Origin of the sequence: Nocardioides panzhihuensis, from assembly GCF_013408335.1 — a bacterium.
GTDB lineage: Bacteria > Actinomycetota > Actinomycetes > Propionibacteriales > Nocardioidaceae > Nocardioides > Nocardioides panzhihuensis.
The window spans coordinates 5,451,056-5,477,816 of record NZ_JACBZR010000001.1; the positions used below are offsets into that span (position 1 = coordinate 5,451,056).

Annotated in this window: 25 protein-coding genes; 13 read left to right on the forward strand and 12 right to left on the reverse strand. The window is 68.6% G+C overall.

Annotated elements, in window-relative coordinates:
* The first annotated feature begins 13 nt into the window (after positions 1–13).
* The 4 genes from BJ988_RS25810 to BJ988_RS25825 all read left to right on the forward strand — a co-directional run bounded on the left by BJ988_RS25810 (position 14) and on the right by BJ988_RS25825 (position 4,800).
* Positions 14–541: a SigE family RNA polymerase sigma factor gene (locus tag BJ988_RS25810; protein WP_343051795.1), complete on the forward strand. Its 528-nt coding sequence runs from the start codon at positions 14–16 to the stop codon at positions 539–541.
* Positions 541–1,857 (forward strand): hypothetical protein, encoded by a 1,317-nt coding sequence (locus BJ988_RS25815; RefSeq protein WP_179660706.1) that lies wholly within the window; start codon positions 541–543, stop codon positions 1,855–1,857. Before BJ988_RS25810 ends, BJ988_RS25815 begins: the two co-directional genes overlap by 1 nt.
* Positions 1,858–1,952: 95 nt before the next feature.
* Positions 1,953–2,501 carry a hypothetical protein gene (locus BJ988_RS25820; protein ID WP_218861114.1) on the forward strand — a complete coding sequence of 183 codons (549 nt, stop codon included), beginning with the start codon at positions 1,953–1,955 and terminating at the stop codon, positions 2,499–2,501.
* A 109-nt stretch (positions 2,502–2,610) separates the two neighbouring features.
* Positions 2,611–4,800, forward strand: coding sequence for a HelD family protein (locus tag BJ988_RS25825; RefSeq protein ID WP_179660707.1), 2,190 nt, complete (start codon positions 2,611–2,613; stop codon positions 4,798–4,800).
* Between the two features lie 112 nt (positions 4,801–4,912).
* Here the strand turns inward: BJ988_RS25825 and BJ988_RS25830 are convergent, their stop codons facing one another.
* A complete protein-coding gene (locus BJ988_RS25830; protein WP_218861116.1) occupies positions 4,913–5,557 on the reverse strand; it encodes a hypothetical protein in 645 nt (214 codons plus the stop codon).
* 240 nt (positions 5,558–5,797) lie between these two features.
* Here BJ988_RS25830 and BJ988_RS25835 point away from each other — a divergent pair, with 240 nt between their 5' ends.
* The 4 genes from BJ988_RS25835 to zwf all read left to right on the forward strand — a co-directional run bounded on the left by BJ988_RS25835 (position 5,798) and on the right by zwf (position 11,155).
* Positions 5,798–7,738 carry an anthranilate synthase family protein gene (locus BJ988_RS25835; protein ID WP_179660708.1) on the forward strand — a complete coding sequence of 647 codons (1,941 nt, stop codon included), beginning with the start codon at positions 5,798–5,800 and terminating at the stop codon, positions 7,736–7,738.
* A complete protein-coding gene (locus tag BJ988_RS25840; RefSeq protein ID WP_179660709.1) occupies positions 7,735–8,316 on the forward strand; it encodes an anthranilate synthase component II in 582 nt (193 codons plus the stop codon). Before BJ988_RS25835 ends, BJ988_RS25840 begins: the two co-directional genes overlap by 4 nt.
* Positions 8,313–9,608 carry a chorismate-binding protein gene (locus BJ988_RS25845; protein WP_179660710.1) on the forward strand — a complete coding sequence of 432 codons (1,296 nt, stop codon included), beginning with the start codon at positions 8,313–8,315 and terminating at the stop codon, positions 9,606–9,608. The genes BJ988_RS25840 and BJ988_RS25845 overlap by 4 nt, the downstream gene beginning before the upstream one ends.
* Positions 9,609–9,697: 89 nt before the next feature.
* The gene (gene zwf / locus BJ988_RS25850; protein WP_179660711.1) at positions 9,698–11,155 is read left to right on the forward strand and encodes a glucose-6-phosphate dehydrogenase; all 1,458 of its coding nucleotides are present in this window, start codon (positions 9,698–9,700) and stop codon (positions 11,153–11,155) included.
* Between the two features lie 94 nt (positions 11,156–11,249).
* Here zwf and BJ988_RS25855 read toward each other — a convergent pair whose 3' ends face one another.
* The 7 genes from BJ988_RS25855 to BJ988_RS25885 all read right to left on the reverse strand — a co-directional run bounded on the left by BJ988_RS25855 (position 11,250) and on the right by BJ988_RS25885 (position 17,132).
* Positions 11,250–11,786 (reverse strand): hypothetical protein, encoded by a 537-nt coding sequence (locus tag BJ988_RS25855; RefSeq protein WP_179660712.1) that lies wholly within the window; start codon positions 11,784–11,786, stop codon positions 11,250–11,252.
* 11 nt (positions 11,787–11,797) lie between these two features.
* A complete protein-coding gene (locus BJ988_RS25860) occupies positions 11,798–13,219 on the reverse strand; it encodes a sensor histidine kinase (protein ID WP_343051797.1) in 1,422 nt (473 codons plus the stop codon).
* Positions 13,216–13,950, reverse strand: a complete 735-nt coding sequence (locus BJ988_RS25865; RefSeq protein ID WP_292651157.1) for a response regulator transcription factor — start codon at positions 13,948–13,950, stop codon at positions 13,216–13,218. Before BJ988_RS25865 ends, BJ988_RS25860 begins: the two co-directional genes overlap by 4 nt.
* A gap of 153 nt (positions 13,951–14,103) precedes the next feature.
* Positions 14,104–14,886 (reverse strand): ABC transporter permease, encoded by a 783-nt coding sequence (locus BJ988_RS25870; protein WP_179660713.1) that lies wholly within the window; start codon positions 14,884–14,886, stop codon positions 14,104–14,106.
* Positions 14,886–15,893 (reverse strand): ATP-binding cassette domain-containing protein, encoded by a 1,008-nt coding sequence (locus BJ988_RS25875; RefSeq protein ID WP_179660714.1) that lies wholly within the window; start codon positions 15,891–15,893, stop codon positions 14,886–14,888. The genes BJ988_RS25870 and BJ988_RS25875 overlap by 1 nt, the downstream gene beginning before the upstream one ends.
* Before the next feature lie 150 nt (positions 15,894–16,043).
* A complete protein-coding gene (locus BJ988_RS25880) occupies positions 16,044–16,685 on the reverse strand; it encodes a PadR family transcriptional regulator (RefSeq protein WP_246321578.1) in 642 nt (213 codons plus the stop codon).
* Between the two features lie 30 nt (positions 16,686–16,715).
* Entirely contained in the window at positions 16,716–17,132 is a 417-nt protein-coding gene (locus BJ988_RS25885) for a VOC family protein (RefSeq protein WP_179660715.1), read from the reverse strand.
* A gap of 93 nt (positions 17,133–17,225) precedes the next feature.
* Here BJ988_RS25885 and BJ988_RS25890 point away from each other — a divergent pair, with 93 nt between their 5' ends.
* Together BJ988_RS25890 and BJ988_RS25895 are read left to right on the forward strand one after the other, a co-directional pair.
* A complete protein-coding gene (locus tag BJ988_RS25890) occupies positions 17,226–17,903 on the forward strand; it encodes a winged helix-turn-helix transcriptional regulator (RefSeq protein ID WP_179660716.1) in 678 nt (225 codons plus the stop codon).
* An 80-nt stretch (positions 17,904–17,983) separates the two neighbouring features.
* A complete protein-coding gene (locus tag BJ988_RS25895; RefSeq protein WP_179660717.1) occupies positions 17,984–18,685 on the forward strand; it encodes a winged helix-turn-helix transcriptional regulator in 702 nt (233 codons plus the stop codon).
* Between the two features lie 5 nt (positions 18,686–18,690).
* On the opposite strand, the gene BJ988_RS25900 is transcribed toward BJ988_RS25895, so the two are convergent.
* A complete protein-coding gene (locus BJ988_RS25900) occupies positions 18,691–19,050 on the reverse strand; it encodes a hypothetical protein (protein ID WP_179660718.1) in 360 nt (119 codons plus the stop codon).
* 121 nt (positions 19,051–19,171) lie between these two features.
* On the opposite strand from BJ988_RS25900, the gene BJ988_RS25905 reads away from it, so the two are divergent.
* Together BJ988_RS25905 and BJ988_RS25910 are read left to right on the forward strand one after the other, a co-directional pair.
* Complete coding sequence (locus tag BJ988_RS25905; protein ID WP_179660719.1) at positions 19,172–20,050, forward strand: AAA family ATPase; 879 nt, start codon at positions 19,172–19,174, stop codon at positions 20,048–20,050.
* Positions 20,047–21,423: a VWA domain-containing protein gene (locus BJ988_RS25910; RefSeq protein WP_179660720.1), complete on the forward strand. Its 1,377-nt coding sequence runs from the start codon at positions 20,047–20,049 to the stop codon at positions 21,421–21,423. The genes BJ988_RS25905 and BJ988_RS25910 overlap by 4 nt, the downstream gene beginning before the upstream one ends.
* Positions 21,424–21,444: 21 nt before the next feature.
* Here the strand turns inward: BJ988_RS25910 and BJ988_RS25915 are convergent, their stop codons facing one another.
* Together BJ988_RS25915 and BJ988_RS25920 are read right to left on the reverse strand one after the other, a co-directional pair.
* Complete coding sequence (locus tag BJ988_RS25915; protein WP_179660721.1) at positions 21,445–22,221, reverse strand: GntR family transcriptional regulator; 777 nt, start codon at positions 22,219–22,221, stop codon at positions 21,445–21,447.
* A gap of 557 nt (positions 22,222–22,778) precedes the next feature.
* Positions 22,779–24,302 (reverse strand): spermidine synthase, encoded by a 1,524-nt coding sequence (locus BJ988_RS25920; protein WP_246321579.1) that lies wholly within the window; start codon positions 24,300–24,302, stop codon positions 22,779–22,781.
* 159 nt (positions 24,303–24,461) lie between these two features.
* Between BJ988_RS25920 and BJ988_RS25925 the strand changes: the two genes are divergently transcribed.
* Positions 24,462–25,481, forward strand: coding sequence for a MerR family transcriptional regulator (locus tag BJ988_RS25925; RefSeq protein ID WP_218861118.1), 1,020 nt, complete (start codon positions 24,462–24,464; stop codon positions 25,479–25,481).
* A 104-nt stretch (positions 25,482–25,585) separates the two neighbouring features.
* Here the strand turns inward: BJ988_RS25925 and BJ988_RS25930 are convergent, their stop codons facing one another.
* Entirely contained in the window at positions 25,586–26,689 is a 1,104-nt protein-coding gene (locus tag BJ988_RS25930) for a hypothetical protein (protein WP_179660722.1), read from the reverse strand.
* Positions 26,690–26,761 lie beyond the last annotated feature (72 nt).

Sequence of the window (26,761 nt, forward strand, 5' to 3'; positions counted from 1 at the left end):
GGTCAGGATGGGCATGACGATGGATGCCATCGCGCCGACCAGGCGCGAGCGTGAGGTGAGCGTCGCCACGGTCGACTTCGACGACTTCGTGGCGGCGCGATCGGGTGCGTTGCTGCGTACCGCTTTTCTCCTCACGCGTGACCACGCGCTCGCCGAGGATCTGCTTCAGACGGCTTTGGCCAAGGCGTGGTTCGCCTGGCCGAAGATCGAGAACCACGAGGCGTATCTCCGCAGGATCCTCGTCAACACCTACACCTCGTGGTGGCGACGGAAGTGGAACGGCGAGCAGCCCACCCTGGAGCTCGTCGAAAGGTCCGTCGACCACCCCGAGGAGGGCGCCCACGATCTGTGGACCGCTCTCGGGCGGCTGCCGCGGCGGCAGCGCGCCGTCGTCGTGCTCCGCTATTTCGAGGACCTCACCGAAGCCCAGACGGCCGGGATCCTCGGCTGTTCGGTCGGCACCATCAAGTCCCAGACGTCCAAGGCCCTCGCCAAGCTCCGCATCGATCCCGCCCTTGCTCCGGTCCAGGAGGAGAACTGATGAACACCATCGAAGACCTCCGTACGACGCTGGCTTCTCACGCTGAGCAGTCCGACGCTCCGGTGGTGGCGCGCACCAGGGCCATCCGCGCGCGGATCCGGCAGGTCCGTATGCGGCGGCGGGCAGCTGCTGCTGCCGTCGTTGCGGCCGCGGTCGCGACCGTGGGCCTGGCGGTACTGATGCCCAACCCTGAGCGCGTACCCGTGGCCGGGCTGCCAGAAGAGGTGAAGGCTCTGCACTTCACGTACGAGCTCGCCGATACCGAAGCGCTCGAGATCGGTGCAGGTCGGGAGCAGATCAAGGTGCCCCTTCCTGGCGGCGACGGCTATTGGGGGGTCGTCGTACGAGGAAACGGCCTGGAGACCGGCGCCGCCACGGTCTTCATCAACGGCGAGCCCGTGCTGCGGATCAGGGGCGATGAGCGTTCGGCGCTCTACCCGATCCCGTTCCATGCGGGCGGTCACATCACGGTGAAGGTGGACGACGCCGCGGATGACGGGGAGGTTTCGCTGGGCATCTACGAGAGGACCGGGGCCGTAGCGGGTGATGCCCTCAGCTACGCGGGCCGGATGTTTCCGGCGACCTTCGGCGGCGCGAGACTCATCGGTGGCGAGTTCGGCGATCCGGACGACACGGTGGTCCGGTACTGGTTCCGCGCCACCGGTCGTCCGATCACGGTGGCGCCCGTCTGCCTGGACCCGACCGGGACCTTCCAGGTCCGCTACCAGCTCGACGGCAGGGATGTTGGCGGCGGCGACTGCAGCGACGAGTCACTCGACCCTTCGATGCCCGACCTGGCGATCAGCAACCAGTGGCAGCCGGGTGAGCTGTCTCCGGGGCGTCACACGGTGACGCTTGTCGCCACGCGCCGCGACGGATCGACCGGTCCGCCCGAGGGCTTTGCTGTTCTCATGGGGATCGCCGTCTACGAGGAAGGTGAGCAGGTCCACCTGGGGGCGACGGACATCGACAAGGTCACCGAGCAGAACGGTCGGCGTTGGCAGGTGGACCGGGTCATCCCGATCTCGAAGTCCCGCGCGTTCTCCACCGAGGTGGCCACCGGAGACCGACCTGCGCTGGTCGGCTTCCAGACGTGCGGCCGCACCGTCACTGCCTACGCGAGGGCCCAGAGCTCGGGCCGGCGCACGGACGACTCGACCTCGATGGACAGCACCGGAGGGTGCGGCTACACGGTCGGTGACGAGCTGCTGGCGTACGACACGTACGACGTCACCCTCGAAACGAGCAAGGACGACCTCGCGAAGGGCGACGAGTCCTTCGACGGAGCGTTGGTGGTCTACCGCCCAGTCGACTGATGCCTGACCGACGGGTCGCGCTGTCCCCCGCACGGGGGAGCGGCTTCCCCCGACGGCGGGATCCGCCCGGCGTACGGCGTCGCGACGCTGGACACATGACAGAACTCGACACCCGAACGACCCTCTTCCCGCCAGCGCCGCCGCGAAGCCAGCGCGTGCTGGCCCACGTCATCGCGCTGCTGACACTGCCGTCCGGCCTGTGGCGGGTCGCCTTCGTGATCGGGCTGCCGGTCACGGCTGCCGGCGGGCTCGCGATGCTGACGACGCTTGAGCGGATCCAGCTCGTGGGGCTCTCGCTCTTCGTCGAGGTGTTGGCGCTGCTCGCGCTGGGACTGGTGCAGCGGTGGGGCGAGGTCGTGCCCGGCTGGGTGCCGGTCCTGCGAGGCCGGGCGGTGCCCCGGCTGGTGGCCACCGTCCCGGCGATGCTCGGCGCGCTCGCCCTCACCTACATGTGGACCCTCGCCGCGGTGAGGTTCGCCGACCAGGTCGGCGACGGATCCCTCGACTGGATGTGGCCGGAGACGTGGCAGAAGACGCTCCTGGTCGTCTGCTATCTGCCGCTGGTCGCCTGGGGGCCGCTGCTCGCGGTGCTGACCGTGGGCTACCACCTGCGTCGCGGACGTCAGCACGGCCCGATCAGCTGATGACCCGCGTGTGCCGCTGATTCCCTGGTCGGGGGTAGAGTTGTCTCCTTGCCGTGCGCCATGGGGGGCGCACGGCGGGTGTGGATCTTTTTGACGGGGGAACATCCAGTTGAACGACAAGCTGGCTGAGCGCGAGATCGCTCAGGAGCAGAGCTTCGTAGATCGCGTCTACCTCCAGCTGATGGAGTCGGCGCGCGCTGCGCAGGAGCTTGCCAAGGAGGGCCGTGACCGCGGTCGTCTGGGGCACGAAGGCGGGTTGGTCGAGCGCGACGCGTTCGCCTACCAGGCGGCGCGACGCATCGCGCAGCTCGATGCTGCTCATGAGGGCTTGGTCTTCGGCCGCCTCGACATCGACCCCGGGATCGACCCGAAGCCCCGTTACGTCGGTCGTATCGGCCTGCGCGACGCCGAGCGTGACTCGCTGCTGATCGACTGGCGGGCGCCGGCCGCCGCCGTCTTCTACCAGGCCACCGCCGTCGAACCGCGGTCCGTGATCAGGCGCCGGGTGCTCCGGTCCGAGGGCCAGAACGTGGTCGGTGTCGAGGACGAGCTGCTGGACGCGGACGCCCTCGAACGCTCCGGCGCCGACCTGCCGATCGTCGGCGAGGGTGCGCTCATGGCCCAGCTCAGCCGTGCCCGCGACCGCACGATGCACTCCATCGTCGCGACCATCCAGGCCGAGCAGGACAAGGCCATTCGCGCACCGGGCAAGGGCGTGACCACGATCTCCGGTGGTCCGGGCGTGGGCAAGACCGTCGTGGCTCTTCACCGGGCCGCCTACCTGCTCTACACCGAGCGTCGCCGTTACGAGTCCGGTGGCGTGCTCATCATCGGCCCGAGCGGCGTGTTCATGCGTTACATCGAGCGCGTGCTGCCCTCCCTCGGCGAGACCGCCGTGGCGCTGCGCTCGCTGGGCGAGGTCGTCGACGGCGTACGCGCGACCTGGCACAACGACTCTGCTGTCGCCGACGTCAAGGGGTCCTCGCGGATGGCCGAGGTGCTGAGGCGTGCCGCGCGTCAGCAGGCGCCTGGTTCGCCTCGCGAGTTCAAGGTCTTCTACCGCGACGACTCGCTGCGTCTGGACGGGAAGCGGCTCGGTGAGCTGCGCCGCCAGCTGATGAGCCAGGGCCGCCGCAACCAGCAGCTGCGCCGCGTACCTCAGCTGCTCCTCGACCTCCTCTGGCGTCAGGTACGCGGCGACCGCGGTCGCGAGCGAGGTCGTGAGGCGTTCAACGACGAGATGCTCGACCACCCCGCCTTCCTCGAGTTCGCCGCTGCCTGGTGGCCGGCGCTGGAGGCGCGCGAGGTGCTCGGCTGGCTGCGCGAGCCCGAGTTCCTCTCCCGCGTCGCCGAGGGAATCCTGACGTACGACGAGCAGCAGCTGCTCCTCAAGTCGTGGGCCGGACGTGGGCTGACCGACGCGGATCTGGCCATCGAGGACATCCCGCTGCTCGACGAGCTCCGCTACGCCCTCGGCGATGTTCCCGAGCAGGTCGCCGACGAGCGCGACGCAGACCAGAGCGGCATCGACATCGCCGAGCTGATGACCGCCTCCGACCGTGAGTTCGCCTCCGGCCGCGGCTGGCGTCCGCCGACCTACCGCATCGACGACGACCCGTTCGCCCACATCCTCATCGACGAGGCCCAGGACCTCACCCCGATGCAGTGGCGGATGGTCGGTCGCCGGGGACGTACGGCCTCCTGGACCATCGTCGGCGACCCCGCCCAGTCCTCGTGGCCGGTGCCTGCCGAGTCCGAGGCGGAGCGGGCCAAGGCGCTGGAGGGCAAGGCCGTCCACGCGTTCCACCTGTCGACGAACTACCGCAACTCGGCCGAGATCTACTCCTTCGCAGCCGCCTACGCCGAGCGGGTCGGCCTCGATGCCGACCTGCCGACCGCGGTCCGCTCCACCGGCGTCGAGCCGCAGGTCATCGAGCATGCGGTCGACCTGGAGAAGGCGACCCGGGAGGCGGTCGGTGAGATCGCGGCGCAGGTCAGCGGCACCATCGGCATCGTGGTCCCGGTCGCGCGGCGCTCCGAGGTCAACTCGTGGCTGGCGTCCTGGTCGGAGTTCGCAGCCGATGCTCCCAGCGCAGCCGCCTCCGCTGCCGACCCGACCTCGGTGCCCTCCGGCGAGGACCGCATCGTCGTCCTCACCGGCCTGGACACCAAGGGCCTCGAGTTCGACGGCATCGCCGTGGTCAGCCCCGAGGAGATCGAGCGCGAGTCGGCCACCGGACGCGCCACGCTCTACGTCGTCCTCACCCGAGCCACCCAGCTGCTGACCACCGTCTCCTGACGGCCCATCGCCGAGTCGGCTCATCTTGACGCCGCGAGGGGTCGAGTCGGCTCATCGTGACGAGATCGAGGGTCGAGTCGGCGCGTCATGACGCGCCGACTCGGCGAATGTCTCAGAGGGCCGAGATCCAGGGGTGGCCGGGCAAGTTCTGTTCGAGCGCGCTTCTCAGCCAGCGGCGTCGGTGGCCGTCGAGCAGCGGGAGGGTGTTGTCGAAGTCGAGCTGGTCCTTCGTACGCAGCCCTGGTGCCTTGTAGAGGAGCTGGATCTCGGGCTGCAGGTAGCGGATCCCGTCGCGCTCCCAGACCGCCTCGGACATCGGCATCCGGATCGACTCGTCTCGCCGGTAGACCCACTCGTCGGCAGTGCCCGGGTTGAGCAGCAGGTCGTACTCCCATGGATCCTGAGCGCTCCGTCGCGTCCAGACCTGACCCTCGGTCTCCCAGAGAACATCGTCCGCAGCACCGTCGGGATCGTCGTCGGGGAGCAGCGGCCGCAGCGCCGTGGTGCCGGCCGCCCAGACGTCGAACCGGCCCGCGAGGTGCTTTCGCAGCGCAGCGAGCTCGCTGCGGAGCACACAGGTGTCGGTGTCCTCGTGGTCGCGCTCGACGCCGGTGAACGCTTCGATCGCCCATCCACCGGCGACCCACCAGGTGCCCGGATAGCCGTTGAAGAGAGCGGCCACGTCGACCGGGGTATGCGTGGCCCAGGGGCCGTAGAGCCGCTCGAACTCGTCGTTACTCAGATCGTTGACGCTCACCCGCGAAGCCTCGCGACGGACCTACGCAAGCCGATGACACTTTGTGAACGGTTCACAAAGTGTCATCGGCTTGTGAAGTGCCCGGTGAGGGGTCAGCCGACGGAGGGTTTGGCGTCGGCGAGGACGTGCGGGCCGGACCCCTGGTCAACGGATCCAGGGCACCGCGGGGTTGCACGGCAGCCGGCATTTCACCAGCCGAACGAATGGTTCAGGTGCGAGCGGGCGGATTAGGCTCATCCCATGACGACCAACAGCCCCGCCCGAACCGCGATCGAAGAGATCACGGGGCACGAGGCGTGGGCGATCATCCGACGCTCCTCGCGGGCCGGCGACCGGGACACGGTCGGGATGCTGGCGGGCAGCAGGTCGGTGGTCGAGTCGCTGCTCGACGTACCTCTCGAGGAGGGCACCCCGGAGCCGGGGAAGGTGGCCGACCGGCTGCTCGCGGTGCCGTTCCGGCAGGTGAGCGAGCGGGGTTTCGAGGCCCACGACGACGGCACGCCGCTGGTGGTCGTCGACGTGGAGCGCGAGTGGGAGTTCTCCGTCGCCGAGGTGATCGAGGCGCTGCCGGACGTCCCGGTCGAGTTCACCGACCGCGGTGGGTTCGACGTGGACGACGACGCCTACGCCGATCTGGTCAAGACGGTCATCGAGGACGAGATCGGCCAGGGCGAGGGTGCCAACTTCGTGATCGGCCGCCATTACCGGGCCCAGCTCGACGACTGGAACCACGAGCGTGCGCTCACCGTGCTGCGCCGCCTTCTGGAGCGCGAGCGCGGGGCGTACTGGACCTACTGCTTCTTCACCGGCGACCGCTATCTCATCGGGGCTTCGCCCGAGCGCCACGTGAGCGTCCACGGCGGCGACGTCCGGATGAACCCGATCTCCGGCACGTTCCGGCTGCCGCGGGACCTCGAGGGCAGCCCGGAGAAGATCGCCCACGACCTCAAAGGACAGCTGACCGACTTCCTGAAGGATCAGAAGGAGGTCTACGAGCTCTTCATGGTGGTCGACGAGGAGCTCAAGATGATGTGCGACATCTGCGACCAGGGCGGCCAGGTGCTCGGGCCGTTCCTGAAGCCGATGTCGCGGCTGATCCACACCGAGTATCTGCTGGCGGGGCGGTCGGCGCGGGACCCGCGCGAGATCCTGCGCGACACGATGTACGCCGCCACGGTCACCGGCTCGCCGGTGGAGAACGCGTGCCGGATGATCAAGAAGTACGAGCCGGAGGGCCGTGGCTACTACGCCGCGGCGCTCGCGCTGCTCGGCCGTGACGAGTCCGGTGCGCCGACGGTGGATTCGCCGATCGTGATCCGGACCGCGGATGTGTCGCTGAGCGGGGAGCTCAAGGTGAGTGCCGGGGCGACGCTGGTGCGCGACTCCGATCCTGACTATGAGGTGGCCGAGACGCACGCCAAGGCCGGCGGGATCCTGTCGGCCTTCGGGCTGGTGCCGGCCGCGCCGGCGCTCGCGCAGGACGTCTCCGAGCTGGTCAACGACGAGGACCTGCTGCTGACCCTGGCTGCGCGCAACCGCCGGCTGTCGTCGTTCTGGCTGACCGACCAGGGCGACGAAGAGCCCTCGGCCCACCTCGCCGGCAAGCACGCGGTGATCCTCGACGGCGAGGACGACTTCGTACGCATGCTCCGCCACGTCCTCCGTGTGCTCGGCATGACCTCCTCGGTCGTGCGGCACGAGGACTACGAGGCCGGTGCCTTCGAGGGGGCCGATCTCGTCATCGTCGGACCCGGGCCGGGTGACCCGCGCGACGGTTCTGATCCCAAGATGGCCAAGCTGCGCGCCGCGGTGGCGTTGCTGCTCGAGACGGGGCAGCCGTTCCTGGCGGTCTGCCTCGGGCACCAGGCGCTGTGCCACCAGCTCGGGATCGGGCTGCACTACAAGGACATCGTCTTCCAGGGCACCCAGACCCGCGTCGGTCTCGGCTTCGGTGGGCGGCCCCGCCGTGAGCGCGTCGGCTTCTACAACACGTTCGTCGGGCGGGTGGGGGCGATGGCGCTGCCCGCGGGAGTGTCGGTGGATGCTGACCCCGAGACGGGTGACATCCATGCCATCTCCGGGCCGCACTACGCCGGCATCCAGTTCCATGCGGAGTCGGTCCTCACCGAGCGCGGCTACGACCTCATCCACGACGTAGTCAGCGATCTGCTAGCCCAATGAGCGCACGCGTGGTCGTGGTCGACCACCACGACTCCTACGTGTGGAGCCTGGTCCACATGATCGCGCAGGTCACGGGGGAGATGCCGGACGTCGTCGAACACGACGAGGTGAAGCTCGAGGACCTCGGGGGCTACACCCACGTGGTGCTGTCGCCCGGCCCCGGCCACCCTGCCGATCCGGCGGACTTCGCGGTCGGGCGGGACGTGCTCCTGGAGGCCGGCCGGCCCGTCCTCGGCGTCTGTCTGGGGATGCAGGGGCTGGTGACCGCCTACGGCGGCGTCGTCGACCGCATCGAGCCTTCCCATGGTGAGGTGGCTCGGGTGACGCACGACGGGTGCGGGGTCTTCGCGGGCCTCCCGGCGGCGCTCGAGGCCGTCCGCTACCACTCGCTCGCGGCGGTCTCGGTCCCTGATGTCCTCGAGGTGACGGCCCGCTCCGAGGACGGGGTCGTGATGGGCGTACGTCACCGGTCGCTGCCGCTGGAGGGCGTGCAGTTCCACCCCGAGTCGGTGCTCTCGCAGCATGGCGCGGCGATGGTCGCGAACTTCCTGCGGCGGCCGAGCGCGGGGGCGCGGTGAGCGCCGAGGATCTCTTCGCCGAGGTGGCCCGTGCCCACCCCCGCTGCGTCTGGCTCGACGGCGGAGGGGCGCGTGAATGGTCGGGCAGCCGGTCCTTGATCGGCTGGCTGGAGGACGACGACGTCTCGCTGACCTACTCGGCCGCGCGGCGTGAGGTGCTGCGGCACGTCGACGGCCGGTCCGAGGTCGTCGGGGACGACATCTGGCAGGTCCTCGAGCGTGAGGTGGGTGCGGGGGAGCAGTGGTTCGGCTACCTCGGCTACGCCTGCCGAGCCGATCTCCCCGCTGCCCCGTCCAGAGACGTCCCGGATGCTGTCTGGATGCGGCCGTCGCACATCCGGCTCTTCGAGCACGACCCTGTTGGTCTCGACACGCCTCCGCCTAGCGGCTCCGGCGGCTCGACCGACGGAGGCTCCGCTGGTCGAGCCGCGAGGCCGCCCGCGGCCGAGCGTGTCGAGACCAACACGGTCTCCGCCGCGTACGCCCAAGCCTTCGCCCAGATCCAGGAAGCCCTCCGGGCGGGCGACACGTACGAGGCCAACCTGACCTACCGCACGGCGGTCCACACCGCGGCCGACCCGGTGGAGACCTACCTGAGGCTGCGAAGCATCAACCCCGCCCCGTACGCAGGGTTCCTCCAGCACGACGTCGCCGGCCACGCGACGTGGCTGCTGAGCTCGAGCCCGGAGCGGTACGCGCTGATCGACGCCGACCGGACGATCGAGACCCGGCCGATCAAGGGGACCACGCCGCGGGGCGCGACGGATCAGGAGGACGCGGCCAACGCCGAGCACCTGCGGACCGACCCCAAGCTCCGCAGCGAGAACCTGATGATCACCGACCTGCTCCGCAACGATCTGGCGATGGTCTGCGAGCCGGGGACGGTGGACGTGCCCGGCCTGATGCGGGTCGAGTCCTACCCGAGCGTCCACCAGCTCGTGAGCACCGTGCGCGGTCGGCTCAGGGACGAGATCACCACGATCGAGGCACTGCGGAGGCTCTTCCCCGCCGGGTCGATGACCGGCGCGCCCAAGCTGCGCACGATGGAGATCATCGAGCGTGCCGAGCAGGAGCTCGGCGGGCCGAGGGCGGCGTACGCCGGGGCTTTCGGTTGGATCTCCGGGGACGGACCGGCCGATCTGGGCGTCGTCATCCGCACGCTGACGACCCACGACACCCGCACCTGGCAGATCGGCACCGGCGGGGGGATCACGGTCAGATCCGACGTCGCCGAGGAGGCGGCCGAGGCGAGGTTGAAGGCCGATCGGGTGCGCGCTTCCCTCGACAGATGACCAAAGAGGTGAAAAGTCGGCGACACGTCGAGACTGCGGCCGCTGTCTATTGGAACGTTCATAAAACGAGGACTACCGTGGGAGACATCATGGCGACCATCGATGACAAAGCCCTGCCACATGTGATCGTGCTCTTCGGTGCGACGGGTGATCTGGCGCGCCGCAAGCTCCTGCCTGGCCTGCTCAGACTCAACGAGGCCGGGCTGATGACGGACGCGCAGATCGTCGGCACCTCGCTGGAGGAGATGTCCGACGAGCAGTTCATGGCGTTCGCGCGCGAGGCGTGCGAGGAGTTCGGCAAGGGCGACATCACCGACGAGCGGTGGAAGGCCTTCGGCGGGATGCTCTCCTACGTCTCGACCAAGGAAGGCCCGCACGCACTGGCCGACGCGGTGAAGCTCGCCGAGAAGAAGCTCCAGGGCGCAGGCAGCGACATCCGTCGCCTCCACTACCTCAGCGTCCCGCCGAGGGCCGCCCAAGACGTGATCCGTCAGCTCGAGGAGGCCGACCTCGTCGAGCGCGCCCGGATCATCATGGAGAAGCCCTTCGGCACCGACCTCGAGTCGGCCAAGGAGCTCAACGCGAAGATCCACGAGGTCTTCTCCGAGGAGCAGATCTTTCGGATCGACCACTTCCTCGGCAAGGAGGCGGCGCAGAACATCCTCGCTTTCCGCTTCGCCAACGGACTCTTCGAGCCGATCTGGAACCGCAACTTCATCGACCACGTCCAGATCGACATCCCCGAGACCCTGGGACTCGAGGGTCGCACCGCGTTCTACGAGAGCACCGGTGCCTACCGCGACATGGTCGTGACCCACCTGATGCAGGTGCTCGCGTTCATGGCGATGGAGCCGCCGACCTCACTGGCTCCAGACCCGATCGGCGAGGAGAAGAACAAGGTCTTCCGCTCGATCCAGCCGCTGAAGCCGAAGAACGTCGTCCGAGGTCAATACTCCGGCTACCGCGGCAAGAACGAGGTCGCCGACGACTCCGACACCGAGACCTTCATCGCGATGAAGGTGATCATCGACAACTGGCGCTGGGCGGGCGTGCCGTTCTTCCTCCGCACCGGCAAGAAGCTGGCCGAGGGCGCGCGAATCATCTCGATCGCGTTCAAGGAGCCGCCGCTGACGATGTTCCCGGCCAACTCCGGCGCCGGCACCCAGGGCCCCGACCACCTCACCTTCGACCTGGCCGACCAGTCGAAGATGTCGCTCTCCTTCTACGGCAAGCGCCCCGGCCCGGGGATGAAGCTGGAGAAGCTGTCCATGCAGTTCTCCACGCAGGACACGACCTCCTCGACCGGCGTCCTCGAGGCGTACGAGCGCCTCATCCACGACGCCATGCGCGGGGACCACACCCTCTTCACCACCGCCGAGGGCATCGAGACGCTCTGGGAGATCTCCCAGCCGCTCCTCGAGAACCCGCCGCCGGTGCGGCTCTACGCTCCGGGCTCCTGGGGCCCCAACTCGATCCACCAGCTGATCGCCCCGCACGCCTGGCGTCTCCCCTTCGAGCGCTCCTGGCGCGAGACGAAGAAGCACTAGCCGGCTGACGCCACCGCGCTTCGCGCGGTTACTCCCTCGCTCGGCGCGAGCGGACGAGCAAGCTCGCCGCTCGACCTCGCTCCGGTCGTCTCGGCTAGGGGGCGTTGGCGCTGAGCTGCTCGAGGAGGACCTCGGCGGCGCGGTCGATGGCATCGCCGTCGTAGGGCTCCAGGTCGACGGAGTTGAAGCTCTGGATCAGGGTCCCGTTCTGGACGAAGCCGGTGATGGCGTACGAGCTGACGCCCTGCTGCTTGACCATCCGAGCGTCGTCGGCGCCCTTGATCTCGGGCTGGGTGACGTCCCCGGACTGCACGTCCATGGTCTTCCACGCCTCCGCGAGGGTGCCGTTGAAGGGCAGGTAGTTCAGCTCGTACGCAGTCCCGCCCGAGTCCTCGGGAAGGAGCGCGCAGCGTGGTGCGGCCGAGGTGCCCTTCTCGACGCGGAGCTGCGCGCCGAGGGCCTTCTCGACGGGGGCGATGTCGAGCCCGTCGCACGGGTTGAACGTCTCCTTCGAGGAGTGATCCGAACCCGACGCCGACGAGGACGCGGACGGCGAGTCGGGCTCCTCGGCCCCACAGGCGGCGAGCGAGAGCAGCGCCAGCAACGCTGGCGCCAGGACTGCGTACTTCATCGGGTCAACCCTCAATTGTTCAGCACCGCTGTGGGCGGTTCGGCCGGCCGCGGTGATGGCGAGCCGGGCAGGTGCATGATCATCCGTGCGCCGCCGTGCGGCGAGCGGGCGGCCGAGACCGACCCGCCGGTACGCTCGGCGACCTGCCGGACGATAGCGAGCCCGAGTCCGGACCCGGGCATCGAGCGGGCCTCCGTCGAGCGGTAGAACCGGTCGAAGATGTAGGGGATGTCGTCCTCGGCGATGCCGGGGCCCTCGTCGTCGACGGTGAGCTCGCCGTCGTGCAGGCCGATGTGTACGGTCCCCGACTCCGGCGACCACTTGGCGGCGTTGTCGAGGAGGTTGGTGACCGCCCGCTCCAGCGAGCTGGCATCGGCCATGACCCACCACGGCGCCAGCTCCTCGGTGAACGTGACCGATGGCGCGCGCAGACGTACGCGGGAGAGTGCCCGGTCCACCACCTCGGAGAGGTCGACCGTCTCGAGCGTCGGCTCGGCGGGCGCGTCGCGGGCGAGCTCGACTAGGTCGCCGATCAGGTTGGTGAGCTCCTCGATCTGAGCGCGGATGTCACCGAGCAGCTCCGCCCGCTGCTCGCCCGTGATCGAGGCATCCGCCTGGGTGAGGAGCTCGACGTTGGTGCGGAGCGAGGTCAGCGGCGTACGCAGCTCGTGCGAGGCGTCCGCCACCAGCTGCCGCTGGCGGTCGCGGGACGCGGAGACGGCGGAGAGCATCCGGTTGAAGGAGGTGGCCAACCGGGCGATCTCGTCGTCGCCCTCGACCGGGAGCGGGGCGAGGTCCTCGGTGGTCGCGATCCGGTCGACCGAGGCGGTCAGCCGTCGGACCGGACGCAGCCCGCCCGCCGCCACGACCCAGCCTGCGAACGCCGCTGCGACGACGCCGGCGGCGCCGAACAAGAGCACGACGAGCCCCAGCCGCTTGTACATCGCCTGTTGCGGCTCCAGCGACTGCGCCAGCATCAGCGCGGAGTTGCTGTCCGGGATCGGCACGCTCACGACCCGGAACACACCGTTCTGGGTGTGGATCGTCCGGACCGCCTGCTTCGCCTTGCCCTTCGCTACCGCCTCTTCAGGGTTTCCGGGTAACGGGAACGTGCCATATGTCGGCGACCAGTAGTTGTGTGCGTCGACGACCTCGGCGATCTGGATGTCGCCGGCGTTCAGCACCCAGGTCGGGAAGGCATTACCGGTCCGCGTGTCCTGGATGGACGCGGTGTTCGCGGCAGCGACATTGGCCCGTTTCAGCAGCGACTCGTCCATGTTGGCCTGCAGCTGGATGCGTACGACGAAGTAGAGCCCGATCGCGATCATCGCGATCGAGCCGGCGACCGCGAGGGTCGTCAGCAGCGTGACCCGGCCCGCCAGGGAGCCGCGGTAGCGCGAGCTGGTGGCCGTCGCGGTCATGGCGCTGCTCACGGCTCCTTCAGGACATAGCCGATGCCGCGTACGGTGTGGATCAGCCGCGCCTCGCCCTCGGCCTCGGTCTTGCGGCGCAGATAGCCGACGTAGACCTCCAGCGAGTTGGCCGTGGTCGGGAAGTCGTAGCCCCACACCTCTTCGAGGATGAAGGACCGGTCGAGTACGCGGCGGGGCCGGCGCAGGAACATCTCCAGGAGCGTGAACTCGGTGCGGGTGAGCTCGATGGACCGCTCGCCCCGGGTCACCTCGCGGGTGGTGGTGTTCATGGACAGGTCGGCGAAGTGGAGCGTCTCCTCGTCGTCCTCGCCGATCGGGGCCGCGCGGCGCAGCAGCGCTCGCAGCCGAGCCAGCAGCTCCTCGAGCGCGAACGGCTTCGTGAGGTAGTCGTCGGCACCGGCGTCCAGGCCGTCGACCCTGTCGCCGACGGCGTCGCGGGCGGTCAGCACCAGGATCGGTACGTCGTTGCCGGCTGCCCGCAGCGCCTTGGTGGCCTCGATGCCGTCGAGCCGAGGCATCATCACGTCCATCACGACCACGTCGGGCCCGTGGTTGGCGATGCCGGCCAGCGCCTCGGCGCCGTCGCCGGCCAGGGCGACCACGTAGCCGTTGAACTCCAGCGACCGGCGCAGCGACTCACGCACGGCCTTGTCGTCGTCGACGACCAGCACGTGCGGCTTGTCGCCCGGGCCGTCGCTGGACCCATCACGGGGGGTGGCAGGGCTGTTCACACTCCTACCTTGCCACCCCTCGCTGAGTCACCGCTGAGAGGACGCTGGTGTTTCGGTTGAGATCTGCGGGGTGTCGGGATACCCGGTTAACCGGGTATTGCTGCACTTCTCAGGCATTGCAACACCTGAGAAGTGCAGGAAACACCGGAGAAGTCAGGCGTTCTCCTTGCGGAACGTGGAGATGCCCCACCAGACCGCGAGCACGAACAGGACGGCCGTCCAGCCCACGCCCCAACCGATGTCGGCGACCCCGAGGTCACCGAAGAACGAGGCTCGCACCGCGTCGACGATGTGCTTGGTCGGGATGACGTCGGCCAGCGTCTGGAGCCACTGGGCACCGAAGCTCATCGGCAGGAAGATGCCGGACAGCAGCAGGATCGGCATCAGCAGCATGTTGGTCACCGGCGCCATCACGTCCTCGCTCTTCACGAGCAGTGCGAACGCGTTGGAGGCAGCGGCTCCCGCCCCACCGATCATCACGGTGATCGCGATCCCGACGAGGATCCCGACTGGCTTGAAGTCCATGCCCATCAGCAGGCCGAGTGCGACCAGGATGATCGCCTGCACCAGGATCTGCAGCAGGTCGCGGTAGAGGCGACCGAACAGCAGCGCGCCGCGCGACGCCGGGGTGACCCGCTCGGCCTCGATGACGCCCTCGCGCCACTCGCCGATGAGCGAGAAGCCGGCGAACATCGCGCCGAAGATGCCGAGCTGGACGAGCATGCCGGGGACGAACCAGTTGTAGGCGTTGCCACCGAGCTCCTCGATCAGCGGCTCGAGCAGCGGACCGAAGAGCAGCAGGTAGAGGATCGGCTGCATCACTCCGATGAGCACCCAGGCCGGGTTGCGGAGGTTCATCCGCAGCTGACGGTTGAAGACGACCATCGACTCACGGAAGAACCCGGACTTGAGGACAGGTTGCTGAAACTCTGTCATCACTTGACCTCCTGGATCTCGGCGGCCTCGTCGGCCTCGGGTGTGCCTGCCTCGGCGTCGCGCAGCGAGCGGCCGGTCAGCGTCAGGAAGACGTCGTCCAGGGTGGGGCGGGCGACCTCGATCGACTCCAGCGAGATTCCGCTGGACTCCAGGTCGCGGAGCAGCCCGGGGACGGCCTTACCGGCCCGCGGCACCCGGCCGCTGACGAATCGATCGTCGACCTCGACGCTCTCCGAGATCGAAGCGAGCTTGTCGCGCGCGATCGCCACCTGCTCGTCTCCAGAGACCTCCAGGGAGACCAGGTCACCGGAGATGGCGGCCTTGAGGTTCTCCGGGGTGTCGTTGGCGACGATGCGGCCCTGGTCGATGACCACGAGCCGGTCAGCCAGCGTGTCGGCCTCGTCGAGGTAGTGGGTGGTCAGGAAGACCGTCGCCCCGTGGTCCGTACGCAGCGAGGCGATGTGGTCCCACAGGTTGGCCCGCGCCTGCGGGTCGAGCCCGGTGGTGGGCTCGTCGAGGAAGACCAGCTTCGGGGCGTGGATCAGCGCCATCGCGATGTCGAGGCGGCGCTTCTGGCCACCGGACATGTTGCGCGGCTTGCGGCGCCACAGCCCGTCGAGCTGGAGCCTCTCGAAGAGCGCCTGCCCGTGGGCGACGGCGTCCTTCTTGGACATTCCGTAGAGCATGCCGTGGTCGACGACCTCGTCGCCGGCGTAGGCCCCCGAGAAGGTCGATCCCACCTGGGAGCAGTAGCCGATGCTCCTGCGGACGTCGACGGACTGCGTGGCCACGTCGAAGCCGGCCACGGTGGCCGTGCCGGCTGTGGGTTTGAGGAGGGTGGTGAGGATGCGAAGCGTGGTTGTCTTGCCTGCGCCGTTCGGGCCCAGGAAGCCGACCACCTCACCCTCTTCGACGTCCAGGTCGACTCCGTCGACCGCGACGACTTCTTTCTTCTGCTTGCCATGGCCTGAGGCGAAGGTGTGCCTCAGGCCGCGTGCGTGAATCATGTGTCACTCCCTTGTGCGTGCAGGTCTCAGACAAGCACGGACCACCGACAACGAGCACCCGGTTTTACCGAGCCATTCAAATTTGAATATCGTGAGTGTTCAATTTTGACCCCGAGGTTGTCAAGCGACTTCGGTCCAACCGCACCGGCCTCAGCCGCGCAGCATCTCCCGGTAGCGCTTCCGGTCGGCGTCCATCTGCCAGCCCGGGTCGTCGTCGGCAGGTGCCCAGTCGGGCGCGTCGCCGGCGAAGAAGAGCTTGCCGCTGCGTACGTCGTCCAGGAGCTCCACCAGCCACACTCGCTCCGAGCGGAGCTTGTCGAGCTGGAGGCGCAGCGCGGCGACCGTGTGCGGCGGCGCCATGTGGGGATTCGCCAGGACCGCGGCGTCGAGCTCCTTGATCGTGCGCTCCAGAGTCTTCAGCCGGAGGCTCAGATTCTGGATCACGGCCGGCCGCTCCAGCAGCGGCACCAGCGAGAACGCCGCGTAGAAGGAGACGCCGTTGTAGACGTCGACGCTCTCCAGTGAGCTGCTGACCAGGCGCTCCAGCTCTGCCCGGCCACCGGCGCTGATCTCGTAGACCGCGACCGGACGCCCGTTGTCGACCAGATCGTGCCTGGTCAGATGGCCCTTCTCGGTGAGCGAGGTCAGTGCGTGGTAGATCGAGCCCGGGTTGATGTTGGCCCATTGGTCGACCTGCCACGACATCAGCTCGCGCCGGATCTGATAGCCGTTGACGGGTTCGAAGAGCGCCACTGCCCCGAGCAGCAGCATGCGTGTGTCGTCTCCGGCCATACGTAGATTCTAAGGGCGCCATGCCCGGTCTCAGTGAGCCGTCAGCTGCCACAGGTGTCCGTCGGGGTCTGCGACGACCGCGCGGTATTCACCCCACGGCGCCGACTCCGGCTCGATCATGCCGCGGCCGAGAGCCATGGCGGCCGCGTAGCGCGCCTCGACCTCGTCGCGCGAGCCGAGCTCGATGGTGACCAGGCACTGCTTCGGGCTCTCCGGTGCGGGCAGGGTCGCCGCATCCATCTGCTCGTCCCCGAGCTGACCGGTGACCCACTTGAACCCGCCGGTCGGGATCATCATCACCTCGCAGGAGTCCGACAGGGTCGCACGCAGCGGCTCGGGGACCCCGTCCTCGGCCGGCTCGCCCGGTGTGTCGAGGCCGAGGCCGTCCCGGAGGAAGACATGGGACCGGGCGCGGTCCCGGGTCGGCAGTGCGATCGTCGTGCGCATCTGGATCTCCTCGATAGCGGTGGAGCCGGATGAAACCCCCGGACACTACATTAAACATAGTTGATACTCTTGTGAAGAGAGTTTGGAGGATCGATGCCGAAGAAGCAGACGTACGCCGACCTGGGTGATGCCTGCGCGACAGCGCACGCGATGGACGTCATCGGGGATCGGTGGAGCATGGTGATCGCGCGGGAGCTGATGCTCGGCCCGCGCCGGTTCGCAGATCTGGCATCTGCCGTCGTCGGGATCACGCCGGCGGTCCTCACCTCGCGACTGAGGGCACTGCGAGACAGCGGCGTCGTCGAGCAGGCACAGCTCGACGATCTCGGACAGACCCGCGTCTACCGGCTCACCGAGTGGGGAGAGGGACTGGAGGACGTGATGCGCTCGCTCGGGCGATGGGCGCAGCGCTCGCCCGCCTTCCCGGTGCCGGAAGGAAGCATGACCCCCGACGGGGTGATCGTCGCGATGCGCACCATGGCCCCCTACGCCGACCTCGCCGAGGCGGACGACGGACCGGTCCGGATCGCGATCGAGCTGCACGACGAGCGGCGTCCCGCCGCAGGCGTACGCCACTACACGCTGCACTGGGACGAGGACCGTTTCGAGCTGACCGAGGGCGCTGACGATGCGCCCGGGGCGACCGTCACCGGCGACTCGTCGGCCTGGGCCGACGTCGTCTTCGCCGGGGCGCCGATCGGGGCGATGGGCATCGAGGGGGACCGGCGGGCCGTGGAGCGGGTGGCCGCTGCGTACGCGACCATCGCGTAGGCCCGGGACCTCTGGCACTGATGACGTGGAGTCCGGGCTCACTACCCTTGATGGGTTCGAACGACTCGGAGAGGATCGACGTGACCCTGAACCTGACCTACGGGGACCTGGGAGACGCGTGCGCGGCTGCCCACGCTCTGGACCTGATCGGTGATCGGTGGAGCCTGATCGTGGTGCGCGAGCTGATGTTCGGGCCGCGTACGGCACGCGACCTGGAGTCCTCCGTGATCGGGGTCGACACCGCCGAGCTCAAGGACCGGCTGCAGTTCCTGGAGCACGCGGGGGTCGTGGTGGAGACCGAGCTCGGTTACATCACCAAGACGACGGCCTACGCCCTCACGCCCTGGGGCCGCGAGCTCGAGTCGATCCTCGGAGCTCTCGGGCGCTGGGCCCACGGCTCGACACGCTTCCCGATCATGTCCGCCGGGATGACACCCAGCGGCGTGATGGTGGCGATGCGCACGATGGTGCCTCCGGGCAGTGCGGTCACCCCGGAGCCGATCAGTGTCGCCTGGGAGCTGACGGACGCACGCCTTCCCGACGCCGACCCGCAGCAGTTCCGGCTGATCTGGAACGGCAACCAGTTCGATCTCGCCGAGGGAACCCTCGAGGACGCCGACATCACCGTCGCGGGCGACTCGACGGCCTGGACCGGAGTGGTGTTCATGGGTTACCCGGTGGACGCGGCGATCGCCGAGGCCGGACTCGAGGTCGAGGGAGACCGGGCCGCGTTGGACCGCGTGCTCGGGCTGTTCGCGGACACGCTCGCCGAGGCCAGCTGACCGGCCTAGGGAGCGTCGTGAGACGACGCGTCCACGGGAGCCGGGTCTGCGCAGAAGGCGATCAGCTCGCCTTCGGCCTTGCCCTGCTCGATCAGGTGACCGACGTCGAGGGTGACGTGCTTCAGCTCGCCGAGCGGTGAGCGGATGATGGCGCTCTCCCGTCGCCAGGGCGCGATCGTCGGCGGAGCCAGGCAGTGGTGCTGCTCGAGCATCGTGGCGAGCTCGGGCTGCTCCTTCTTCGCCAGCGACCGAGGTTCGGACTGCTGGGCGAGGGCAACCAGACAGAAGGCTGCCAGCGCCGTCAGCGCGCATACCTTCATGGCGACGACGACGAACGTCAGCGGTCGCGGTGTGTCCGAGTGCACGTTTGCCCAACGACGGACGGGCTCCACGGTGACGGCTCATGTTGGGGTTCGAATGCACTGTGACGTACGTCCCATCCGGACACCGGGGGCGGACGAGGGCCAGACTCGCTAGTGTCGCGTCATGCCTTCGCGTACGTCTTCCTGGTTCTCCTCGCCCGCCGAGGCCGTCACCCGGCTGGGAGACGTCGGCTATCTCGCGGACGGCTCGACCGCGTTGACGACCTATCTGGCGGGGGCGCTGGAGAAGCCGGTGCTCGTCGAAGGACCGGCTGGGGTCGGCAAGACCGAGCTGGCCAAGGCGATCACCCGCGCGACCGGGGCGGAGCTGGTCAGGCTGCAGTGCTACGAGGGCCTCGACGAGGCCCGGGCGCTGTACGAGTGGAACTACAAGAAGCAGCTCCTCCGCATCCAGGCCGTCGACGACGGTCAGGCCTGGGAGGAGACCCACGGCGACATCTTCTCCGAAGAGTTCCTGCTGACCAGGCCGCTGCTGACCGCGATCCGCCGCGAGGAGCCGACAGTGCTGCTCATCGACGAGGTCGACAAGACCGACGTCGAGGTCGAGGGTCTGCTGCTCGAGGTGCTCTCCGACTTCCAGGTGACCATCCCCGAGCTCGGCACGATGGTCTCGACCCGTCGTCCGCTCGTGGTGCTCACGTCCAACGCCACCCGCGAGCTCTCCGAGGCGCTCAAGCGACGCTGCCTCTATCTTCACCTCGACTATCCAGAGGCTGACCGCGAGCGGGAGATCGTGCTGTCCCAGGTGCCCGGGCTCGACGACGCGGTTGCGCGTCAGCTCGTCTCCGTGATCGGCCGGCTGCGCGAGCTGGAGCTGAAGAAGTCACCCTCGATCGCCGAGTCGGTCGACTGGGCTCGCACCCTGATCGCGCTGGAGATCACCGATCTCTCCGACAAGGCCGTCGCCGACACCCTCGGCGTCGTCCTCAAGCACTCCTCCGACGTCGACCGCGCGGTCCGAGAGCTGCGGTTGAAGAGGTGACCCTCCTCGACCGGCACATCGAGTTCCTCGAAGCGCTTCGGGGAGCGGGGTTGCCGGTGTCGCTCTCGGAGGGTCTCGACGCGGTCACCGCCATGGGCCTGATCGGCTGGAACGATCGCCATCAGGTCAAGGAGGCGTACGCCGCGACCCTGGTCAAGCGCGCCAACCAGCGCGCCACCTTCGACGGACTCTTCGAGCTCTACTTCCCGCGGATGATCGGCTCCGGCATGACTGAGTTGTTCTCACCCGGGTCGGCCGAGGCCGCCGGGGTGGCGAAGGACGGGCCCGAGGCCCTCGACGAGTTCACCGAGCGGCTGGCGGAGGCGCTGCAGGCCGACGACGTCGAGATGCTCCGTCAGTTGGCCGCCGAGGCGGTGGCCCGCTTCGGTGCGATGCCCGGTCGCGGCCCGGGCTTGAGCTCGTGGTCGTCCTACACCGCGCTGCGCCGGCTCTCGACCGACGAGCTCACCTCGCGCCTCATCGAAGGGCTTCAGCAGGGCGGCTGGACCAACGAGGAGGCCGCGCGGGCCGGCACCCGCCGCGTCGACCGCTTCGCCGGCCTCGTCGAGGCCGATGCCCGCCGTCGGATCGCGGAGGAGAAGGGCCCCGAGCAGATCGCCAAGATCGCCGTACGCCCGACCATCGAGAAGCTCGACTTCCTCCACGCCCGCCGGGCCGACCTGGAGGCGCTGCGGCGCGAGATCTATCCGCTGGCGCGCCGGCTGGCGACCAGGCTCACCCAGGAGCACCACGCCCACCGCCGCGGGGCGGTGGATCTGCGGCGTACGTTGCGGTCCTCGATGTCCACCGGCGGCGTCCCTGTCGACCTGCGCTACCGGCCCAAACGGCCGCATCGCACCGAGCTGGTGATCCTGTGCGACGTGTCGGGTTCGGTCTCCAACTTCGCGACGTTCACGCTGATGCTCGTCTTCGCGCTGCGGGAGCAGTTCGGGAAGGTGCGCGCGTTCACCTTCGTCGACGAGATCCACGAGGTCACGTCCTACTTCAAGCCCGGCGCCGACCTGGTCGACACGATGACCGAGCTGACGAAGGCGACCGAGCACTCGGCTCGGATGGGGCGCACCAACTACGGTCGCGCGTTCTCCCTCTTCCAGGAGCGCCACGCCGACGCCCTTGGCCCCAAGTCTTCCCTGCTGATCCTCGGCGACGCCCGCTCCAACTACTCCGACCTCGCCGTCGACTCGTTGCGGGCGATGGCCGAGTCGAGCCGGCACGCCCACTGGCTCAACCCCGAGGTCCGTACGCAGTGGGACACCGGTGACTCCGAGGCGACCCGTTACGGGTCGATCATCGAGATGCGGGAGTGCCGCAACCTCACCCAGCTCTCCGAGTTCGTCCACGACCTCGCCTGAGCGCACCCGCTGGTCGAGGGGTCACTGCAGCTTGAGGTCCAGCCCGTAGACGATCCGGTCGGCGACCCCGACCGAGTCGGTGACGCACACGACCCGGTCGTCGGCCAGGAACCGGCGCCGGTCGGAGAGGACCGGGGTGCCGTCGGGGATCTGCAGGTCGAAGGTCTCCTGCGGCGTAGGCATGCGTGACTCGATGTCCATCGCGACCGTGGTGACCTTCACGCCGACCGTGGCCAGCAGGTCCTTGATCGGCGGCTGCGGCCAGTCGTCGGACGGGGTGGCCAGCGGGGTGTCGACGACCAGCGGATAGGGGATGTAGGCCGTGGTGCGGTATTCGGCCGTGTCGCCGCTGATGTAGAACGTGAAGGTGGTGCTGAGCAGCTCGCTGCGCGGGTCGAGGTCGAAGGCCTCCCCGAGCTTCTCGCCGGCCGCGATCACCTCGTAGGAGTGCTCGATCGAGATGCCGTCGTCCGGACCGCGCGGCGGCTGGTGGTAGGCCGCGTCCGGCTTCGCCGGGTGGCTCGGGTCCGTGATCAGCATGCTCATCAGGTCGTAGCGGGTCTTGGTGGCGTCGCGTACGAAGACCCCACGGCCCTGCTCGCTGGTGATGAGGCCCTCGTTGCGCAGCACCGCCAGGCCTCGCCGGATGGTGGCGCGGTCGTAGGGGAAGGTGTCCATCAGCTCGGGCTCGGTCGGTAGACGCTCGCCCGGCAGGTAGGTGCCGTCGTCGATCTGGGCCCGCAGATAGTCGGCCACGTGGAGGTATTTCGGCAGGCCGCGCGGACGGGGGTTGCTCATAGGAGAACACGTTACTGAGCCGTACAGATCCCGAATAGCCGCATAGCCCCAGCCTTTCAGCCTTGACCCATTGCAACGAGTGGACTTATGGTCGAACAAGCCTCGGGGCGTTGGGCGCTTGGCCCCCGCTGGAGACCGGCGTCTCGAGGCACTCAACGACGAGAGCCATCGACATTCCTTGGGGGGAATTCGTGTTCGTAGACGCAAGACTCAGCATGGGGTCCAGTGAGAGGCCGCCGGTCCTGGCGAAGGATCCGTTGGTCTACCGGACCGACCGAGGCAGCTTCTGGCACCTTCGCTCGGGCAAGAAGACCAACGGGTACGTGTCGACCATGTGTGGTCGCCGCCTCGGCACGTGGCACGTGCTGCCGCCGCGCAGACTCAGCCGGGTAGCTCCCGACCAGGTCTGCGTCGGGTGCCTGCGTAAGACGCCCATCGGGGAGGTCATGTCTCCTCCCAGTGGATCTCGACACGCGGACGCGGCTTCGCAAGCTCAGCCGCGCGCTCGCTCGATCTCACCTGACGACGCCGGCAGCTCGCAAGCTCGCTGCCGACTGTCAGGCGACCTCGAGAAGACTCAGGTCGGTGAGCCACTCGACCGGCGCGACGTCATCGGTGTAGACCGTCCCGCCCCGCAGCGCCGGCTCGATCCGGGCAGCAGAGTCGGTGAGGGCACCGGCCAGCTCGGCGGGCTGCGACTCGGCGGTGGCAGTCAAGCTGGCGACCGGGGCGGCCTTCGGGTCGACGGTCGCGATCAGGTGGGTGTTGGTGGGGCCGGAGTCCGACCGCCACACCGCCTCACCAAACGAGGTACGCAGGGTTGCCGTGAGGACCTTCTCCAGCGCTGTCGAGCCCTCCGGGTGGGCTGAGTTCACGACCAGCACCCCGCCAGGGTTCAGGTGGGACTTCGCCAGGGCGAAGAACTCCTTCGTGGTCAGGTAGAACGGGATGTAGGGCTGGTGGTAGGCGTCGACCATGATCGCGTCGTACTTCCGGGTCTGTTTCTGCAGCCACGGGCGGGCGTCGGCGGTGTGGAGGTGGAGGTTCGGCTGGTCCTCGAGGTCGAAGAGCTCCTGGCCGACCTTGGTGACGTCCTCGTCGATCTCGACGGCGTCCACTCGGGTGTCGGGAGCGAAATGGCCGAACTGGCGCGCGGTCGTCCCGGCGGCCGAGCCCAGGATCGCCACCGACTTCGGGGCCTCCGCGCCGGCGTACGACAGCGACAGCATCTCGTCCCAGTAGGCGCCGGTGAGCCACTCGCCCTCGTTGTAGACGGAGTGCACCGCGTGGCCCTCGTTCAGCTCGAGGTAGCGGCTGCCGTCGTCGTACTCGACCACTCGGGCGTACTGGTACTCCGTCTCCTTCTCCCAGATCACCTCGCCGCCGTTGCTGGTCACGGTCTTGACCGACCCAGTCGGCAGCGCGGTGAGGCCGAGGATCACGATCGGTACGAGCACGGCGGGCAGCGCGGACTTGGCCGAGCCCCTGCGGACCAGGTGCGGGATCGTGGCGAGCGCGATCAGGAAGGCGAAGATCAAGAACGTACGCTGCGTCCCGACCACGGGGATGAGGAACAGCGAGGCGGCGAAGGTGCCGACCAGCGAGCCGATCGTCGAGATCGCGTAGAGCCGGCCGGCTGCGTGGCCGGAGTCCTCGACGGATTCGACGCTCAGCCGGACGGCGTACGGGCTGACCATGCCGAGCAGGAAGAGCGGGAAAGCGAGCAGGACTCCCACCCCGACCAGCGAGCCGGCAAATGTAGCGATGCTGAGCTGCTCGACCGCTCTGACCGCCAGCGGCAGGAACGGCTTGGCGACGAACGGCACGGCAGCCAGCAGCAGAGCGGCGAACAGCACGATCTTGGCGAGGCTGGCGGGGTTCGGGTTCCGGTCGGCGAGCCGGCCGCCGACGGAGTAGCCGATCGCGAGAGCGACCAGCACCGTCGCGATCGTGTTGGCCCACACGATCGTCGAGTCGCCGAACCAGGGAGCGAGGAGGCGTGCCGCGGCCATCTCGGATCCCAGGGTGCCGACACCGACCGTGAAGACGAGAAGCTCAAGTGCACGCGCACGCAGTTTCATGGAGGTGAACCTATCTGTGAGTGCAAACCGAGGCCGCCGGTGGTCGAGCTTGTCGAGACCCAGTCGCATACGCCGCTCGACAAGCAGGCCTTGAGGTTCCCCCAAGGGGAAGCACCAATCTGCTTCCACCGGTGACCATCACCGGGGAGGATGGTGACCATGAGCGAGCGTCAGCGAGCGCAGATGAGCGGCCTGGAAGGGCTGGTGAACATCGGCGACTTCGCCCGGGCGACCGGGCTGACGCCGAAGGCGCTGAGGTTGTACGACGACCTCGGTCTGCTGCTGCCTGCAGAGGTGGATGCGTCGTCCGGCTATCGTCGATACGCCCCTGACCAGGTCGAACGCGCCCGTCTGGTGGCGTCGTTGCGGCTGGTCGGGATGCCACTGGCCCGGATCCGCGAGGTTCTCGACATGCCCGCTGCTCGTGCGGCGGCCGAGGTCGAGACCTACTGGCGCCAGGTCGAGGCCGACACCGCCACGCGCCGCACCATGGTCTCCGCCCTCGTCCACCGATTGAGGATCGAGGCACGACCGATGACCACTACCACCGACAGGCTGCGCGCAGAGTTCGGCGTCAGCCACGAGCAGGGTGGCCGCGCCACCCAGCAGGACGCCGTCCTGCTCACCCCGGAGCTGATCGCCGTCGCCGACGGTTTCGGAGGACGTGACGATCTCGCCGGAGCAGCCCTGACCGCGTACGCCGCCGGGGGTCTGGCCAACGCCATCACCGAGGTCGCCCGCGACGTCTCGAAGGGCGGCACCACCCTGACCGCCGTCGACCTGCACGGCTCGACCGCGCGGATCACCCACATCGGCGACGCGAGAGTCTTCCTGGTGCGAGACGGAGAGGTACGCCAGGCCACCCATGACCACACGGTCGTCGCTGCCATGGTCGAGGCGGGCCAGCTCACCGCCGACGAGGCGCGCTCGCACGAGCACCGATCTGTGCTCAACCGCGCGCTCGTCCCGGGAGTCGTCGCAGACGAGATCATCCTCGACCTGATGTCCGGCGACCGGCTGGTGCTGACCACCGACGGCGTCCACTCCTGGGTCGACGACCTCGCCGCCCTGATCACCGCCGAGGCCGGTCCTCAGGAGGTCGCCGATGCGGTCGCGGCTGCGGTCGCCGCCGCAGGGGAGCCGGACAACCACACCATCGTCGTGGCGGATCTGACCTGACCGTCCCCGGTGGTCGAGCCGCCGGAGCCGCTAGGCGGAGGCGTGTCGAGACCAACACAGTCGTCTCGGTGCTTCGTCGGACCGTGTTGGTTTCGACGCGCTCGCTAGCGCTCCCGGCTCAACCAGCGTGAGAGCCGACGCCGCTTCCGTCCCGTGGGCTCCTCGCCCAGATCCGCGGCAGCGGCAGCGAACGAGTCGCGCAGAGAGGGATAGGCCAGCTCGATCTCGGGGTGCTCGACGAGCGTCTGGTCGATTCGCCGGGTGAGGCGCTTGCCGACGATGGCGATGTGTCGGACGACGGCGTCGACCTCGTCCACGGTGAGCTCTTGCGGGTGGAAGGGCTTCGGCTGCTTCTCCTGCAACAGCTCACGCATGGGCTCGAGCGAGTCGATGTCGTAGCGCAGCGCCAGCGAACGTAGCTCGTCGTCGGCGATCTTGCGGAGCCGTTCGTGGTCGGCGGGCGGGATCAGGGTGTAGGTCATCGGACCGAGCGGGCAGGACTGGAGGTGGACGTCGAGGCGCTCCTGCAGCTGCGGCCCGAGCGGGAGGGCGTTGAGGGCACGCTTGATCTCCAGCGCATGCAGCGAGTAGGAGAGATTGACCTTCTGCAGCCACAGGTCGCCGAGTCCGGTGGTGTCGATCTCGGCCGTGTCGAGCAGGTCGGTCAGCAGGTTGTCCCCGACGAAGAGCTCCGGCAGGTAGGGCCGCAGGACGAGCCGGGAGCGCACCGCCTCGGAGTCGAGCGCGTTGTAGAGGTGTTCGTGACCCAGCCATCCGCCGTAGGCATCCGGCTCCGCCGCGAAAGGTTGCAGATGGCCGATCCGCTTGACCCGTTGGTTGTAGTCGGACTCCAGGAAGGCGAGGGGGTCACGGACGTACAGGACGAACTGTGCCTGAGGCGGCAGCAGCTCGGCGATCCCGCGCAGCTCGGGGAGGAAGGCCTCCGAGGAGAGCAGCAGGGTGTGACAGCCGCTCGCCTCGAACTCCTCGAGCGTCCTCGTCACCTCCCGCGACGAGGCCACGAAGAGATGGCCCGAACGCTCCATGAGCGAGCCGGCGTTGCCGGCGCTGATGCCGTTTCTGTCGACGGTGTGCGCTGGGTAGAAGATGCCGGCCTTCGCGAGCGCTTCCCCATTGGAGTTGAAGAAGGCTTGGACGGCGGAGGTGCCGGTCTTGGGGAGGCCGGCGTGTACGACGATGGACTTCACGGGGACCGATCGAGTAGGTGTCAGAGCGCCCACCGCGTACGTATCCGTCAAGCCGGATCAGGATGACGCGGC

What these genes read in the sequence shown, in the direction of transcription:
- BJ988_RS25870 (WP_179660713.1), bottom strand. Translation starts at nt 14,886, where the DNA reads ATGACAGAGTTTCAGCAACCTGTCCTCAAGTCCGGGTTCTTCCGTGAG.
- BJ988_RS25820 (WP_218861114.1), top strand. Translation starts at nt 1,953, where the DNA reads ATGACAGAACTCGACACCCGAACGACCCTCTTCCCGCCAGCGCCGCCG.
- BJ988_RS25810 (WP_343051795.1), top strand. Translation starts at nt 14, where the DNA reads ATGACGATGGATGCCATCGCGCCGACCAGGCGCGAGCGTGAGGTGAGC.
- BJ988_RS25905 (WP_179660719.1), top strand. Translation starts at nt 19,172, where the DNA reads ATGCCTTCGCGTACGTCTTCCTGGTTCTCCTCGCCCGCCGAGGCCGTC.
- BJ988_RS25815 (WP_179660706.1), top strand. Translation starts at nt 541, where the DNA reads ATGAACACCATCGAAGACCTCCGTACGACGCTGGCTTCTCACGCTGAG.
- BJ988_RS25890 (WP_179660716.1), top strand. Translation starts at nt 17,226, where the DNA reads ATGCCGAAGAAGCAGACGTACGCCGACCTGGGTGATGCCTGCGCGACA.
- BJ988_RS25840 (WP_179660709.1), top strand. Translation starts at nt 7,735, where the DNA reads ATGAGCGCACGCGTGGTCGTGGTCGACCACCACGACTCCTACGTGTGG.
- BJ988_RS25885 (WP_179660715.1), bottom strand. Translation starts at nt 17,132, where the DNA reads ATGCGCACGACGATCGCACTGCCGACCCGGGACCGCGCCCGGTCCCAT.
- BJ988_RS25835 (WP_179660708.1), top strand. Translation starts at nt 5,798, where the DNA reads ATGACGACCAACAGCCCCGCCCGAACCGCGATCGAAGAGATCACGGGG.
- BJ988_RS25875 (WP_179660714.1), bottom strand. Translation starts at nt 15,893, where the DNA reads ATGATTCACGCACGCGGCCTGAGGCACACCTTCGCCTCAGGCCATGGC.
- zwf (WP_179660711.1), top strand. Translation starts at nt 9,698, where the DNA reads ATGGCGACCATCGATGACAAAGCCCTGCCACATGTGATCGTGCTCTTC.
- BJ988_RS25925 (WP_218861118.1), top strand. Translation starts at nt 24,462, where the DNA reads ATGAGCGAGCGTCAGCGAGCGCAGATGAGCGGCCTGGAAGGGCTGGTG.
- BJ988_RS25920 (WP_246321579.1), bottom strand. Translation starts at nt 24,302, where the DNA reads ATGAAACTGCGTGCGCGTGCACTTGAGCTTCTCGTCTTCACGGTCGGT.
- BJ988_RS25880 (WP_246321578.1), bottom strand. Translation starts at nt 16,685, where the DNA reads ATGGCCGGAGACGACACACGCATGCTGCTGCTCGGGGCAGTGGCGCTC.
- BJ988_RS25915 (WP_179660721.1), bottom strand. Translation starts at nt 22,221, where the DNA reads ATGAGCAACCCCCGTCCGCGCGGCCTGCCGAAATACCTCCACGTGGCC.
- BJ988_RS25855 (WP_179660712.1), bottom strand. Translation starts at nt 11,786, where the DNA reads ATGAAGTACGCAGTCCTGGCGCCAGCGTTGCTGGCGCTGCTCTCGCTC.